Origin of the sequence: Paenibacillus andongensis, assembly GCF_025369935.1 — a bacterium.
Lineage (GTDB): Bacteria > Bacillota > Bacilli > Paenibacillales > NBRC-103111 > Paenibacillus_E > Paenibacillus_E andongensis.
On sequence record NZ_CP104467.1, the window covers coordinates 4,415,652 to 4,429,320 of the forward strand.

A 13,669-nucleotide genomic window follows, 5' to 3' on the forward strand; every position below is an offset into this window, starting at 1 on the left:
TTCCCTTATTTGCTTAATGTTCCTGGCATTTTCACTAGCGGCTCAGCGAATGCCTCGAGTTTATTTTTCAAATCGATTTGTTTGGCTTGTTCTATTTTGCTAAAATCGTTCCAAGCAGCACCCGCAGGTGAAAGTGTATTCATAGTTTCAATAACCGCAGCTAAGCTTTTGCTGATTTTCTCATCTAGCGCCGCGTCTTTCTTCTTCAACTCACCTTTGACGAGATCATAGATAGCTTGCGCACCTTCAACGTTAGCACGAATAACAGGTATAGTGGCGCCACTCCAGCGCTCTTCTTCACCCGTGATTTTCTTGGATTGCGCTTCTTCCATCAATTCCCCAACACCGGCGATAAAATCGGTAGGCTCAATAGTAGTGGTTGCAATTGCTTGCTGCATTTTCTTGCCGTCTTCTAGCAATCGTGAAGAAAAAGCTTCCGCTTCCTTCACATTCTTTTTAACAAACAACAAATACTCTATACGATGATACCCTGTGAACTGCGGATCCTTTTCATCCTTAAAATCGTCCACACGAGCATCCATTACACCATCCAGCTCGCTAAAAGCTTCAATAATAGGCTCAATTCTCTCATAAGGCATCCGGGATTGTCCATAGGATTCTTGTGCCTTTTTTAGATCGCCGCTCTTTACTGCAGCATCCAGCTGTTCGAGTCCAGCAACTAATTGTTTCCCTTGTTCCTGAACATAATTATTATAAGCTTTTGCAGCTTCTTGCAGTTCTTTGGAAGCGGTGATGACATCTTTATTAACTGCACCTTTATTATCTTCAAGGGATGTCCTGAGCTCCGCAATTGCTGCTTTCAAATTATTATTGAGCGCCGTTAATGTCGCATAATCCAGCTTGTCTTGTTTCAATCCCGCTTCTAATGGAGTCAGAAACTTCTCTACTTTAAAATATAGCTCTGGGAACTTAGGTTTTACTTCATCTTCAAAGCTAGCCCACTGATTTTCAAGCAGTGCGGATTGCTTCTGCGGATCTTTAACCTTACTTGTGTCTAGTTGACCCTTCAATTGCTCAATACTTGTAAGGAGTGCTGCTGAGCCTTCTTTGACTGGTACTTTCGTCACTTCCGTTGTTGTTTCTGTTTTGCCGCAGCCTGCCAGTACAAGTGTTGTTGCAGCTGCTAAAATGATAAGTTGTTGACGTTTGTTCATGGGATAGTCCCCTCCACTTTTCTCTAATTTATGATTTAGATAAGGCCATATTTTTCATTTGAATCGTTTTACGACGGTCCCAGATAACTGCGAACAACGCGGATATCAGTAAAATAAATTGCGGTATAGCACTCTCTAACGTAGGATACAGTGCGATAAAGTCCCAACTTGGCAGCCAGGAAGCTGTCGTTGCGGGCAAATATCCTGCCAACTGAAGCCCGTGCACACCCATCCCCGCAAATTTAAAGCAAAGATAAAATACGAAGAAGCTTGAAACTAGAAAGAATGGACGCATTGGAATACGTAAGCCAATTTTAAGGATTAAGAAAGCTACAATGAGCAGGACGGCAACGCCAATTCCTATGCCTCCAAGAAGTGAGCTCAAGGATATGGAGGATGCCATACCAATCATGAAAAGGACTGTTTCTGTTCCTTCACGGAATACAGCAAGAAAAGCAAGCAAACTGAGAGAAACGAGACTTCCGGTAGCCAAAGCTTTTACGCTTTGATCCCGTATGTACTTTTGCCAATTTGAAGCGCTTGATTTGCTGTGTAACCAGTAGCTCATATACAGCAGCATGACTGCGGCGAAAATCCCTGTACATCCAGCAATTAAGAAGTTGTTGTTCCCAAATGCACTTGCGGAAAACAACTGTTGAACGACAATACCAAGCGCCATACTAACGAGCAAGCCTCCAAGTACGCCATACCAAATCCATTGCTTTTTATCACCATGACCTGATTTATTCAGGAAACCTAGTAAGGCAATAACGACTAACAAAGCTTCCAGACCTTCTCGGAGCAAAATAGTCGTTGCATCCAGCATGGTATAGCTTGTTTTGGCCGCTAACGGTTTCAAATCAGCGTGCATTCGCGCAATGGTTGCGGAAGCCTCATCAGCTTGAACAGGTACAGCAGACAGCTGTGCGTACGCAGTAACCATGTCTCTTTCCATCGAGGTGTAGACAGATGAGGATTGTGTAAGTACTATACCTTCAATCTGCAACCAGGAACTACGAAGCTCTTGGATACTTGCGGAAGCACCTACGATATCATTCTGCTTCATTTGATCCGCCGCTTTCTCCAGCAAAGCAACCAATGAACTCACCGTAATATCCCCATTGCTCTGAACCACTTTACCGAAAGCATCCATATTGCCATCTATAAAACTCTTGTTCAAATAGTGCAGATTATTCAATCCTGCGATCAATTTCTGCGAATCAATTGGCTGCTTGAGCGTTTGGAAGGATACTTCGCCCATCGCTTGTTCAATTTTTTGATAGGCTGCCAGCGAGCGATCCTTAATACCATTTTCATAGGACAACCAATTCATTTGAAACGTATCGAATAGTTTAGAGGCATCCTCCAACTTCCCGCTCTCCGCAGCTTGAATGGCGCGAACGATACCTTCATCCGCCTTGGCCAGATCGTCCTCCGCCTTAGCACCTACTGTTAAAGGAATTGATAGCAGCATTATTAGCGCTAACCAACTCACTAAGATGACTTTACGCATGAATCACAACTCCCTATTGAAAAATAAAACCCAAATTCAACCAAGTTAATATTGATAATCATTATCAACCAATCAATCACTCTGTCTATTTTACTCGGTTCAAGCAATCTGTCAATTGTTTTATTCCAGAAAAAAAAGCCATTTAACTGTTAAAAGTTAAATCGCTTTATAAAATTCATTTAAATTTCATATCTTCAGGCCTTATTGACATCAATTCTAATTTGGAAGGCGCGTTTACGTATTGACTAAGCAACCTTACCGCCTGATGACGCATCGCTTTCTCCAGAATGTTCCGAACATACCTTGCATTACTAAATGCACGCCACGTTGCGGCTTTCTCATCGGTTAAATGCTGCTTCAGCTTCACAATCGTTTGCGGGAGAAGAACATATTCTCGGTCTTTCGCCATGAGCTCGGTAATCTGAATCAGCTGTTCAATCGGATAGTCCTCGAAATCAATTTGAATAGGAAACCGTGAAGGAAGTCCTGGATTCGTAGCCAGAAATTGCTCCATTTCGTCGCTATACCCTGCAAGAATAAGAATGAAATCATTCTTCTTATCCTCCATACCTTTGACCAGCGCATCGATGGATTCCTTACCAAAATCCTTATCTCCTCCACGTGCCAGACTATAGGCTTCATCAATGAAAAGGATGCCGCCCATTGCCTTTTTCATCAACTCACGAGTCTTAAGAGCTGTATGTCCAATGTATTCTCCTACTAAATCTGCACGCTCCACCTCAATAAAATGACCCTTGCTCAAAACACCCATGGCATGAAACATACGACCCATGAGTCTAGCTACAGTCGTTTTACCCGTTCCGGGGCTCCCTTTGAAAATCATATGGTACACGTGCGCATTGCTGAGCAGCCCGGCTTCTGCGCGAAATTGCGAAATTTGTAAGAGCGCATAGATTTCATGCACCAACTCTTTGACATTATCAAGGCCAATCAGTTGATTCAGCTCTTTGAAAACTTCCGAAAGCGGACCCTCGAGAGGCGTCTTCTTTCCTGTGAGCTGCGGCTCGGCATCGGCTAGCGGCGAAGCGTGAGTCAGGCTGCCTACTCCATCAACGGCTCGCCTATGCATACCAGGCTCTGGCTGCCGTAAGACGATGTTGATCTGTCTGGATGGCAAGCTTCGACCACTCATGAGGATCACCTCGTTTACAGGATGGTTTGATGGTTCGTATCAATCCATCCTACGCTCGTTTGACGCATTTTAGACCGCGATAGCCGTTAATGATACTTTTGTGACAGCGTATAATGTTCGACCACCGGGAATGGGTCATAGAAATGGTGCAGCAGCTTTCGCCATTCTTGATATTCTTCAGAGCCGCGGAAGCCTACGGTGTGATCCTCCAGTGTTTCCCATCGAACGAGCAGCAAATATTTGTTGCTATCCTCGATACACGTTTGCAGCTCATGAGATATGTAGCCCTTCATCGATGAAATAATGGATGATGCCTGGCGAAACGCCGCTTCGAACTCTGCATTTTTCCCTGTGATTACAGGAAGGATGGCTACTTCTAAGATCATGGATATCTCCTCCAGTTGATACTGTATGTTAGAAACCAAAAGCTTCCTCTTGAAAATGGGACGTATCCCCGTGAAGCCGGATAAGAGGCTCATTATTAATGATTTCGACAAGACTTAAACAAGTAGGGTGAAAATATGGCGGATTCCACAAGTCTGCTAGAGCTCTTCGTTCGAAGTAAGCCATGATCATTTTCAACGTGACTGTATGTGAAATTAAGGCAATTGTTTTACCTTCATGTTCCTTTAGCAGCTGCTCAGTGGCTGGTATAACGCGAGCCTGCAAATCCGCATAAGACTCACCTTGCGTAGGTCTATACAGATCAGGCGCATTCCAGAATGCATGGAAATTGTCAGGATCCAGATCCGCAATTTCTGCCGAAATCCGCCCCTCCCAAGCACCTAGATTCATTTCTTTCCACTCATCCGAGGCATGAATCGCCAACTCACGCGAGCCTTTCACGATATTCGCCGTTTGCAAAGTACGACCACTGCTGCTCGCATATAGAACATCAAAATGAACATCCTTCAAAGCATTTGACAACCAAGAGGCTTGCTGCTCCCCTAAAGTAGAAAGCGGTGAATCCAAGTGACCCTGCATTCGGCGCTCCACATTCCACATCGTTTCCCCATGTCGAATTAAATAAAGCTTTGTCATCGTCTTCATCCCCCTTCCTTGCACTAATTTAACATCATTAATGCTATAAAAGACTCCAAATCCAGCGCACCAAAGTAACGCTGCAATTCCACTCCTGACAACTGTTCGCTTACAGATGACTCTTCATACCGCGAACCACGCAGCGCTTCCTCTAGTTCTGCTACGTCACTGGCTCCGAAGAAGTCTCCATATATTTTTATATCATGAATATGACCTACTTCAATATCTAAACGCACATCTATGGTACCGACGCCTTCGAAGCGTTTGGAATTTTGCACTGTACTTTTGGGTGATTTCCCGTAGTTCCAGTCCCAGTTCTGATAGCGCTCCTCAGATAGTTCGTGAATACGGTCCCAGTCCTCCTCAGATAGCTTGTACAGGGGAACTTCAGACTCTTCGGCACCGAAAATAGAAACAAGAAGCTTATTTCGGAATTCCTCCATCGTAATCGGCTCATTCAAGAACTCGATGATGTTAGCGACCCGGCTGCGAATCGATTTAATGCCCTTGGACTGAATCTTATCGAGATTAACCTTAAGGGCTGATACGACGTTTTCGATTTCTGAATCGAAGAGCAGTGTTCCGTGACTGAACATCCTGCCCTTGGTTGCAAACTGTGCATTGCCCGAAATTTTGCGCTCACCCACCTGGATATCATTGCGGCCCGTTAAAGCCGCTTCAACACCAAGCTTACGAAGAGCTTCAACAACGGGTTCAGTAAACTTTTGAAAATTGTGAAATGAGTTACCGTCATCCCGTGTAATGAAGCTGAAATTCAGGTTGCCCAAATCATGATATACGGCTCCGCCACCCGATAATCTCCGAACCACATGAAGGTTATTCGCTTTGACATATTCGGGATTGATTTCTTCAATTGTATTTTGATTTTTACCAATAATAATGGATGGTTCGTTGATGTAAAAGAGCAAGTAACTCTCATCGTTAGGGAGTTGTCTTAGGGCATATTCCTCTATGGCTAAATTAATCCGAGGATCTGTGATTCCTTCGTTATCGATAAATAGCATAATCATGCTCCTTCGTTGTTGATCATATCTCGGTCGTCATGGTCCGATTTAAGGTTGACATCCCTAAAGATTGATAAAAGGCAATGGCACGCTCATTAAATTCCCATACGTTTAATTCAAGTGAAGCAGCTGAACGCTCCTTAGCCCAGGCAATAGAAGCTTCATATAGCTTTGTACCAATACCCTGACGCAGAAAATCCGGTGAAACGGCCAGTTCATTTAAATACGCATAAGTTCGAGGAACAAGCGCTTCGTAGGTAGGCGATTTCTTCATTTCCAGCATAGCAACCCCAACGACCAAGCCTTCTTTCTCTGCGACTAAAATCACTTTGTTCTGTTGATCTGAAAAACTTCGGTACCAACCCATAGCAACAACGTGATCTAACCTGGCAAAACGCTTCGGCAACGCATCCGCATGTTCTTCCTGCCCTACTCGAATGATGGCATTCACGGATTCGTAATCTTCTAATTGTGCGGTACGAATGATGAGTCCCAAGAAAATCCACCTCCTGTTGTTTCATAGCTTACAACAAAGGATAATATTTTACCACTTTGGCGGAGCACGTTGGCGGAAGGATATGTGTGTGAGTTTGGTGAATAAAGATTGTGGGTGGCGAGGGGGAAGGAGCAATTTTAAGGATGTTTTTCATCGTTAAAGTAGCTGATTACCGGGGCGAGTTGAGTATCTAGCATCTTTAGGGATATTTTTACAACACTAAAATACGCAGGATTATTTTATATACATAACTCTATAATTTTATTTATAATATTGGAAACTTATATTAGGAAGGAACGCTGGAAATGTACGAAAAAACAGACTTTTTTATCACCATCGATAAAGTGGCTTCAAACACGTGGCCTGCCGAAACATGCACTTCCCTTGACAATTGGCTCCTACGGGCCTCCCGAGGCGTCACTAAACGTGCAAACAGCGTCCTTGCCATCGGTGAATATCCAGATGATCCTAATTGGCTTGCGAAAATAGAGCAATTCTATCAAAAGCTTGGTTTACCCGCAATTTTTCAAATTAGCGACGCTTCCCCCGAAGGTCTGGATGAATTTCTTGAAACAAAAGGATATGTGATAGACACACCATGTTTAATGATGACCGCAACAAGTCAACAAGTCTGCGATAACGCAAACAATAAGATCATGCAAAAGAATTCATCCGTCCAGATTGAATGGGCTGAAGCAGCAGATGCTCCATGGCTTGATGCTTTTCTCAAGCTTGAACAGTTTCCCGAAGAACGCGAAACTTTCTATTACGGACTATTTGAACGAATGCCGACTTCAAAAGGGTTCCTAAAGCTGAAATTAAACGACCAGATCATCGCGTTAGGCACAGCTATTGTGGAGAACGAATGGGCAGGTTTTGTAAACGTCGTTATCCATGAAGACTACCGAGGCAAAGGACTCGGATACGTCCTCATGCACGCACTGACGGAATGGAGTATGGACCACGGTGCTACGAAGCAGTATTTACAGGTTATTACTTCCAATAAACCAGCGGTAACTTTGTATGAAAAGCTGGGTTACCAAGCTAGTTATGGCTATCATTACCGAACTAAGTATGAATTGCAGCCCCTTGTATCATCCTAACAAAGAATTTGTCTAGGATGAAAGGAGCATAAACACATGGCAACAGCAACAGAAAAGAAACCGGCATTCCCGCCTCAGCATCAGGACCAGCAACCGGGCATTGAAGCAAAGATGAACCCTCTTCCTGTCTTTGAGCATTCTGGGTATAAAGCAGCTGGCAAGCTTAAGGATAAAGTCGCCCTGATTACAGGAGGCGATAGCGGAATTGGCCGCGCTGTCGCGATTGCCTATGCCAAAGAGGGCGCTGATGTCGTATTGGTCTATTTGAACGAACATACGGATGCGGAAGAAACACAGCGTCATGTGGAAAAGGCAGGTCGAAAGTGTCTGCATGTGGCCGGAGACATTGGTGACGAAAAGTTCTGCAAGCAAATCATTGAACAAGCTATCGGGAAGTTCGGAAAACTCGATATCTTAGTTAACAATGCAGCAGAACAGCATCCTCAGCCTAGCATCGAGAATATCACTTCGGAGCAGCTGGAGCGGACGTTTCGAACCAATATCTTCTCTTTCTTTTATTTGACCAAAGCTGCAATACCCCACTTGAAATCCGGAAGCGCAATTATCAACACGGCTTCTATTACCGCTTATCACGGTCATGAGCAGCTGCTCGATTATTCCGCTACAAAAGGGGCCATTGTCACCTTCACACGCTCCCTGTCTCTTCAACTGAATGCTAAAGGCATACGCGTGAATGGCGTGGCTCCTGGTCCGATCTGGACGCCTCTCATTCCTTCTACGTTCACCGCAGAGGAAGTTGCCACGTTCGGCTCGACAACACCCATGAAACGTGCCGGTCAGCCAAGTGAGCTCGCTGCCAGCTATGTTTTCCTTGCAAGTGAGGATTCGTCCTATATGGCTGGTCAAATCCTGCATGTAAACGGTGGAGCCATTGTAAACGGATAACGAAGGCACAAAAAAAAAAGCATGACCAGCAAGTGGGAAATTCCCGCTAACAGGTCATGCTTCTTTGTTATCTCATATGCCTACCTTTAGTAGCAGCTTTGTCCAATACCACTTCGTGTAAGCCAGCGTTTCTCTCGCTTCATGGTAAGGCATGAAGAGCACTTCTGACTTCGTAGATGAAATAAGAGGCTGCTTCAAGCCGATCGTTTCCGCGATGTCGAGTGAACGAGAACCATGAAATTGATGGGTCATGATAATCGAACTTACAAGACCTTGCTCGTCCATAATTTGCTTGCTGTAAAGCAAATTCTCATAAGTACTTGTCGCCCGCGGCTCTATCAAAATGCTTTTGGCTGGAAGCCCTTTTTTAACCAAATAATTACGCATTCCCTCCGCCTCCGTTAGTTTGGAGCCGTTATGATCCAGACCTCCGGAAACGATCAGTTGTTTAAACCGTCCCTCTTTATAAAGGGCAATAGCCAAATCTAGACGCTCCTGGAGGCCAGGGCTGGGGATATCTTGGCGCAAGGAAGCTCCTAGTACGATACCCACGTCAACTTGCTTAGGCAGCGTTTGATCAGGAGCAATTTGAACCTTCCATTGGATATAGACGATCCAAGCGACAAGCAAGATGAATACGGTAACTACAATCCGAAACACTTTCGTAAGCATACGGTTGAACTTAGATTTTTGCCCTGTTCGTCGGCGTTTTTTCGGTGTTGGAGAGATGGCTCGTTGTTTCTTATTCATGTTTGGCTGTACAGTCATCCTTGCTACTCCTTATCCAAAAATGCACTGACTTGACGAAACAACGTGGCCGCATCCTCACTCAGACAAATCAAATGATTAGATCTCGAATGCCAATGCAGCTCGCGATGCCCTTTAAGCTTTCTGTAGATGTATTGCGCACTTTGCGGATGAATGACATGATCTTTCTCAGACTGCGCGATGAGTGTCGGTATGCTTACTTGACTTAGTTCTGGTTTCAAATGTCGAACGAGCTGCGTAAACTGCCAAGCAGCTCGCAGCGGCGTGGACTTCGCTTTAATAAAGCTGATTTTCCTTTGATACTTCCACTCATCTCGAATGACATCCAGCATTCTTCTAGGACTGACATAAATAACTGCCGTATTCAAAAGGATCAGCCTTCGAACCGGATATCGAACGGATAAATAAGCGGCAAGCAGCCCTCCCATCGAGAAGCCTACCATATCAAATGATCCATATTGGAGCGTCATTCGCTCAGCATGCTCTTCAGCTTCACGTACCCAATCTTCCCAATGCGAATCTCTTAATTGATGACTGAATTCTCCGTTCCATGGGAGTCTCGGGACCTCACAAAGCTGTCCGCGTTCACGTAAATGCCGTGCTAACGGCTCAACCTCATAAGGTCCACCGGTGAATCCATGGAACAATAAACATGGTTGTTTCACGCGGTTTTTTCTCCTATCCAACATACAATATTAAAATACGATCATCTATTTTTCTTTAATGGCGATTGCGTTAATCGTTACTTTTTCCTTTGGCTTGCTTGGTGAGGCTTCGCCACCCATCTCAACAGGTGTATCGGCGATTTTAGCTATTGTTGCCATGCCTTCTGACGTTACTTTGCCGAAAATCGAATAGTTAGGTTGTTTATTTAGATTCGCACAATCTTCACCTGAACAAATGAAAAATTGACTGCCATTCGTATTGGGACCGGAATTCGCCATCGCGACAATGCCGGGTTCATATTTATGCGAAGTTTTCAGCTCATCTGCAAACTTGTAGCCTGGACCGCCTCTGCCTGTGCCAAGCGGATCTCCTGTTTGAATCATGAACGATTTGATAATGCGGTGAAACGTCACATTGTTATAAAAGCCTTCTTTGGATAGGAACACAAAGTTGTTAACGGTCTTCGGAGCTTCCTTAGCAAACAGATCAATGGTAAACGATCCCTTGGACGTTGTGACTTCAGCTTGATAGGTTTTGTTCGGGTCGATCGTCATATCTGGCTCTTTGCTCCATTGCTTTGGAGCTGCAGTTGGCGATGCCGCTGGGGATGCTACCGAAGTAGCAGCAGGCGTCGTTGCGCCGCTTTTAGGCGTTGCTGAACCACCGGCAGATTCAGTAGGTTTGTTGCCGCAGGCAGAAACGATTAACGTTAACGCGATTAACGTGAGTGGAAATAGCTTAGCTGGTTTAATCATGTTGAAAGGCAAATTCATTGAAAATTCCTCCGTTAATAGTATGTAGTGTGGACCCGCGGAATGCGGGTCTAGTTGTATTTCATGCTTCGATCCGAAAGACCCCGCTAAAGTAACAAGTTACTATAGCTTCGGTACAATAACCTGTCCCCCGTCTTGCTTGCCATCCTTCGGCTTTTCCTCGGAACCATCAACCGGCTTATTAGCCGGAGATGGGGTAGGACTTGGACTTGGGTTGATGCTTGGCGTTGGACTTGTGCCAGGCTTATTCGTACTTCCGGGCGATGGCGTAGGCTTCGTACCCGGCGATAGCGTCGGCTCTAGCGGATTCTTACCAGGTGATGTAGACGGCGAGACCGATGGTGAAGGCGATGGCTTGGTACCGTCAGGTAGTGTGCCATCCTTCGGTATTTCGACAGAAGCTATATTGGATTTGGCACCCTCAGTATTTGAGTCCAAATTAATCGGTACAACATAATATTGATAAGTTTCTTCGCTGCTAACAGTAGTATCATTCACCTCAGTTGTTGCCGATTGAATCAGCATCTTCGGCTCTGTGTCTTTGGTACCTTTTCGGAACACCTGATAAGCAATCTTCTCTCCTAGTGAGGTCCAGGCCAATTTAACCGACTTCGTTTCAGGTGAATAAACAGCCGTTAAATCCGAGATCCCTTTTGGCGGTTCCGTTAGATCAGGCACCCCATCTGGCTTCACGAAGTTCGTCACAGGTCGCCCTTCCAGCGACTTCGACATCACTTCTTTAAAGATAGCCGACGGGCTTCCGCTGCCGATTGTAACATAGTGCTTCGCATCTACTTTATCGAAACCTTCCCAGACAGCTGCTGTCCACTCCGGCGTATAACCGACAAACCACACATCACGATCATATTGTTCAATTCCCTTGATGTCCAGTCCAGTTGTACCCGTTTTGCCGGCAACAGGACGATTGAATTTCGCTTTAGTCCCTGTACCGCCTGGTTCTACAACACCTTGAAGCAGCAGCGTCATGTAATAAGCTGTTTTAGGTTGAATAACCTGTTTCTTCTCAGGCTTATAGGCAACGATTTCTTTATCTTTCGAATCCGTTATGCGTAGGATGGCATGTGTTTTATTTTGCATCCCTTGGTTAGCAAATGCTGTGTACGCCGTCGCCATTTGCAAGGGAGAAACGCCATCCGTTAGTCCACCCAGCGCAATGGACAAGTTCTTGTCCTTTTGTTCATTGAGAGGAACGCCGACTTTTTTGGCAAATTCAATCGCTTTCGATACTTTAAGTTGATCTAATAACCAAACAGGAGCCAAATTATAAGACTTTTTGACGGCCTCAAACATCGTCACTTGCCCATGTGTAGTACGGTCATAGTTACGTGGAGAGTAAGTCCCGTTACCGAAAGTTGTCTGCGTATCATCTAAGATGGAATACGGTGTATAATTCCCGCTCTCAAGCGCAGGACCATATGCTGCTATCGGCTTGAACGATGATCCCGGCTGTCTTTTGGAATAGACCCGACTGAAGCCTTTTGTTTTGTAATCCCGGCCGCCTACCATTGCCATCAAACCGCCTGTTTTGTTATCCATAATAACCATGGCACTCTGAATCTTTTGACCATCAGAAGCATCCTTCTGGAAAAAGCTTGGATTTGCATAAGTCTGCTCCATCACTTTTTGCGCTTTCTCATTCATGGTCGTATAGATGCGGTAGCCTTTGGTCAGCAATTCATCTTCATCGATGCCATACATATTTTCAGCTTCATCTACCACATAATCCAAGAAAGTCGCATAATCCTTGGTGCCTTGCGTAGACGCTGCAGGCGGAACATAATCTACTGCTGCAGCTTCAGCACGCTCGGCCTCTGTAATATAGCCTTGATCAGTCATCAGCCTAAGAACGACAGCTCGACGTTCCTTCGATAAGTCCGGATGAGCGAGTGGCGAATATTTCGAAGGCGCTTTTGGCAAAGCAGCTAGCGTCGCCATCTCCCATACCTTCAAATCATTCAAATTGGATTTACCGAAATACACCTTGGCTGCCGCTTTAATGCCATAGGCGTTACTGCCGAAGAAAATCCGATTTAAATATTTCTCAAGAATTTCATCCTTACTAAACCTTTCGTCTAATGCGAAAGCGATTGACATTTCCGTCCCTTTACGAAAAGCTGTTTTCTCGGAACTCAGGAACACATTTTTAGCGAGCTGCTGGGTAATTGTACTTCCACCCTCTACAGCGCTCATATGAATAATATCTTTAACAAGCGCTCTCCCAATGGATATAAAATCAACACCTGAATGCTCGTTAAACCGACGATCTTCCGTTGCAATGAAGGCTTGCTTTAATCGCTCCGGAACATCTTTGATGTTCACACTTTCTCGATTTTCACCTTTATAGATTTTACCAATTTCCTTTGCAGTCTTATCTTTTCCTTCTTCTTGCGCATAAATGAGCGTCGATTCACTCGCCGTATCAATCTTATCAATGTTGTTATCAAGAATCTTAAAGCCGTTCATAATAACGACGATATAAATGCCCATTGCACAAATAATAGCCAGAATGGCAGCAATAATCGAACCCATAATAAATTGGCGAACATTGAATCCTTTTTTCTTAGAGCCTTTTTTGCTTCCTTGTGGTTTCGTCTTTGTATTCGCAGTTGTTTGCTTATTCGTAGGTTTCTCCAAATCCATCGACTCCCTCGTTGTTCATTTCTCTCTTGTAGTAACCAACAAAAGAACAACCTTAAACAAGGTTGCTCCCACAAGTTTCTATTCGGTTAGACGATTCAGTCCATAAAAAAGTTGCATACTTAAACGTTCGAGGACGGATTATTCCGAAGCTTCAGCAGCCATTAAAGAAACAGCTCGTTGCGGCGTGAAGGTGGAGATGGCATGTTTGTAAACCATTTGTTGACGGCCTTCACTGTCAATAATGATTGTGAAGTTGTCAAAAGCGCGAATTAGTCCTCTGATTTGAAACCCATTGGTTAAATATACGGTAACGGGAATGCTTTCTTTACGTAATTGATTAAGAAAATTGTCCTGGATATTAATGGATCTGTTCATCAGTGGTCCCCCTC

General features: G+C 44.6%; 14 protein-coding genes. 2 read left to right on the forward strand and 12 right to left on the reverse strand.

The window, feature by feature from the left end; translation table 11 throughout:
* Positions 1 to 5: 5 nt before the first annotated feature.
* The 7 genes from NYR53_RS20040 to NYR53_RS20070 form a co-directional block, all read right to left on the reverse strand.
* Positions 6 to 1,175: an EfeM/EfeO family lipoprotein gene (locus NYR53_RS20040; RefSeq protein ID WP_261300988.1), complete on the reverse strand. Its 1,170-nt coding sequence runs from the start codon at positions 1,173 to 1,175 to the stop codon at positions 6 to 8.
* Between the two features lie 28 nt (positions 1,176 to 1,203).
* Positions 1,204 to 2,688: an FTR1 family iron permease gene (locus tag NYR53_RS20045; protein ID WP_261300989.1), complete on the reverse strand. Its 1,485-nt coding sequence runs from the start codon at positions 2,686 to 2,688 to the stop codon at positions 1,204 to 1,206.
* 175 nt (positions 2,689 to 2,863) lie between these two features.
* A complete protein-coding gene (locus NYR53_RS20050; protein WP_261300990.1) occupies positions 2,864 to 3,841 on the reverse strand; it encodes an AAA family ATPase in 978 nt (325 codons plus the stop codon).
* 86 nt (positions 3,842 to 3,927) lie between these two features.
* Positions 3,928 to 4,227 (reverse strand): antibiotic biosynthesis monooxygenase family protein, encoded by a 300-nt coding sequence (locus NYR53_RS20055; RefSeq protein ID WP_261300991.1) that lies wholly within the window; start codon positions 4,225 to 4,227, stop codon positions 3,928 to 3,930.
* Between the two features lie 28 nt (positions 4,228 to 4,255).
* Positions 4,256 to 4,882, reverse strand: coding sequence for a histidine phosphatase family protein (locus NYR53_RS20060; RefSeq protein ID WP_261300992.1), 627 nt, complete (start codon positions 4,880 to 4,882; stop codon positions 4,256 to 4,258).
* A 23-nt stretch (positions 4,883 to 4,905) separates the two neighbouring features.
* Positions 4,906 to 5,907: a lipoate--protein ligase gene (lplA, locus tag NYR53_RS20065; protein WP_261306444.1), complete on the reverse strand. Its 1,002-nt coding sequence runs from the start codon at positions 5,905 to 5,907 to the stop codon at positions 4,906 to 4,908.
* A 22-nt stretch (positions 5,908 to 5,929) separates the two neighbouring features.
* Positions 5,930 to 6,403 (reverse strand): GNAT family N-acetyltransferase, encoded by a 474-nt coding sequence (locus NYR53_RS20070; protein ID WP_261300993.1) that lies wholly within the window; start codon positions 6,401 to 6,403, stop codon positions 5,930 to 5,932.
* Positions 6,404 to 6,708: 305 nt separating this feature from the next.
* Here NYR53_RS20070 and NYR53_RS20075 point away from each other — a divergent pair, with 305 nt between their 5' ends.
* On the forward strand, positions 6,709 to 7,506 hold the full coding sequence (locus NYR53_RS20075) for a GNAT family N-acetyltransferase (protein WP_261300994.1): 798 nt from the start codon (positions 6,709 to 6,711) through the stop codon (positions 7,504 to 7,506).
* Between the two features lie 36 nt (positions 7,507 to 7,542).
* A complete protein-coding gene (locus tag NYR53_RS20080; RefSeq protein ID WP_261300995.1) occupies positions 7,543 to 8,412 on the forward strand; it encodes an SDR family oxidoreductase in 870 nt (289 codons plus the stop codon).
* 72 nt (positions 8,413 to 8,484) lie between these two features.
* On the opposite strand, the gene NYR53_RS20085 is transcribed toward NYR53_RS20080, so the two are convergent.
* From NYR53_RS20085 to hfq, 5 genes are all read right to left on the reverse strand, one after another.
* Positions 8,485 to 9,180: a YdcF family protein gene (locus NYR53_RS20085; RefSeq protein ID WP_261300996.1), complete on the reverse strand. Its 696-nt coding sequence runs from the start codon at positions 9,178 to 9,180 to the stop codon at positions 8,485 to 8,487.
* 5 nt (positions 9,181 to 9,185) lie between these two features.
* The gene (locus tag NYR53_RS20090; RefSeq protein ID WP_261300997.1) at positions 9,186 to 9,845 is read right to left on the reverse strand and encodes an alpha/beta hydrolase; all 660 of its coding nucleotides are present in this window, start codon (positions 9,843 to 9,845) and stop codon (positions 9,186 to 9,188) included.
* Between the two features lie 45 nt (positions 9,846 to 9,890).
* Positions 9,891 to 10,619 (reverse strand): peptidylprolyl isomerase, encoded by a 729-nt coding sequence (locus NYR53_RS20095; protein WP_261300998.1) that lies wholly within the window; start codon positions 10,617 to 10,619, stop codon positions 9,891 to 9,893.
* A 102-nt stretch (positions 10,620 to 10,721) separates the two neighbouring features.
* Complete coding sequence (locus tag NYR53_RS20100) at positions 10,722 to 13,280, reverse strand: transglycosylase domain-containing protein (protein ID WP_261300999.1); 2,559 nt, start codon at positions 13,278 to 13,280, stop codon at positions 10,722 to 10,724.
* A gap of 138 nt (positions 13,281 to 13,418) precedes the next feature.
* Positions 13,419 to 13,655 carry an RNA chaperone Hfq gene (gene hfq / locus NYR53_RS20105; RefSeq protein WP_090821433.1) on the reverse strand — a complete coding sequence of 79 codons (237 nt, stop codon included), beginning with the start codon at positions 13,653 to 13,655 and terminating at the stop codon, positions 13,419 to 13,421.
* Positions 13,656 to 13,669: the final 14 nt, after the last annotated feature.

Coding starts and splice junctions, on each gene's coding strand:
- NYR53_RS20040 (WP_261300988.1), bottom strand. CDS start 1,175: ATGAACAAACGTCAACAACTTATCATTTTAGCAGCTGCAACAACACTT.
- NYR53_RS20045 (WP_261300989.1), bottom strand. CDS start 2,688: ATGCGTAAAGTCATCTTAGTGAGTTGGTTAGCGCTAATAATGCTGCTA.
- NYR53_RS20050 (WP_261300990.1), bottom strand. CDS start 3,841: ATGAGTGGTCGAAGCTTGCCATCCAGACAGATCAACATCGTCTTACGG.
- NYR53_RS20055 (WP_261300991.1), bottom strand. CDS start 4,227: ATGATCTTAGAAGTAGCCATCCTTCCTGTAATCACAGGGAAAAATGCA.
- NYR53_RS20060 (WP_261300992.1), bottom strand. CDS start 4,882: ATGACAAAGCTTTATTTAATTCGACATGGGGAAACGATGTGGAATGTG.
- lplA (WP_261306444.1), bottom strand. CDS start 5,907: ATGCTATTTATCGATAACGAAGGAATCACAGATCCTCGGATTAATTTA.
- NYR53_RS20075 (WP_261300994.1), top strand. CDS start 6,709: ATGTACGAAAAAACAGACTTTTTTATCACCATCGATAAAGTGGCTTCA.
- NYR53_RS20080 (WP_261300995.1), top strand. CDS start 7,543: ATGGCAACAGCAACAGAAAAGAAACCGGCATTCCCGCCTCAGCATCAG.
- NYR53_RS20085 (WP_261300996.1), bottom strand. CDS start 9,180: ATGACTGTACAGCCAAACATGAATAAGAAACAACGAGCCATCTCTCCA.
- NYR53_RS20095 (WP_261300998.1), bottom strand. CDS start 10,619: ATGAATTTGCCTTTCAACATGATTAAACCAGCTAAGCTATTTCCACTC.
- NYR53_RS20100 (WP_261300999.1), bottom strand. CDS start 13,280: ATGGATTTGGAGAAACCTACGAATAAGCAAACAACTGCGAATACAAAG.
- hfq (WP_090821433.1), bottom strand. CDS start 13,655: ATGAACAGATCCATTAATATCCAGGACAATTTTCTTAATCAATTACGT.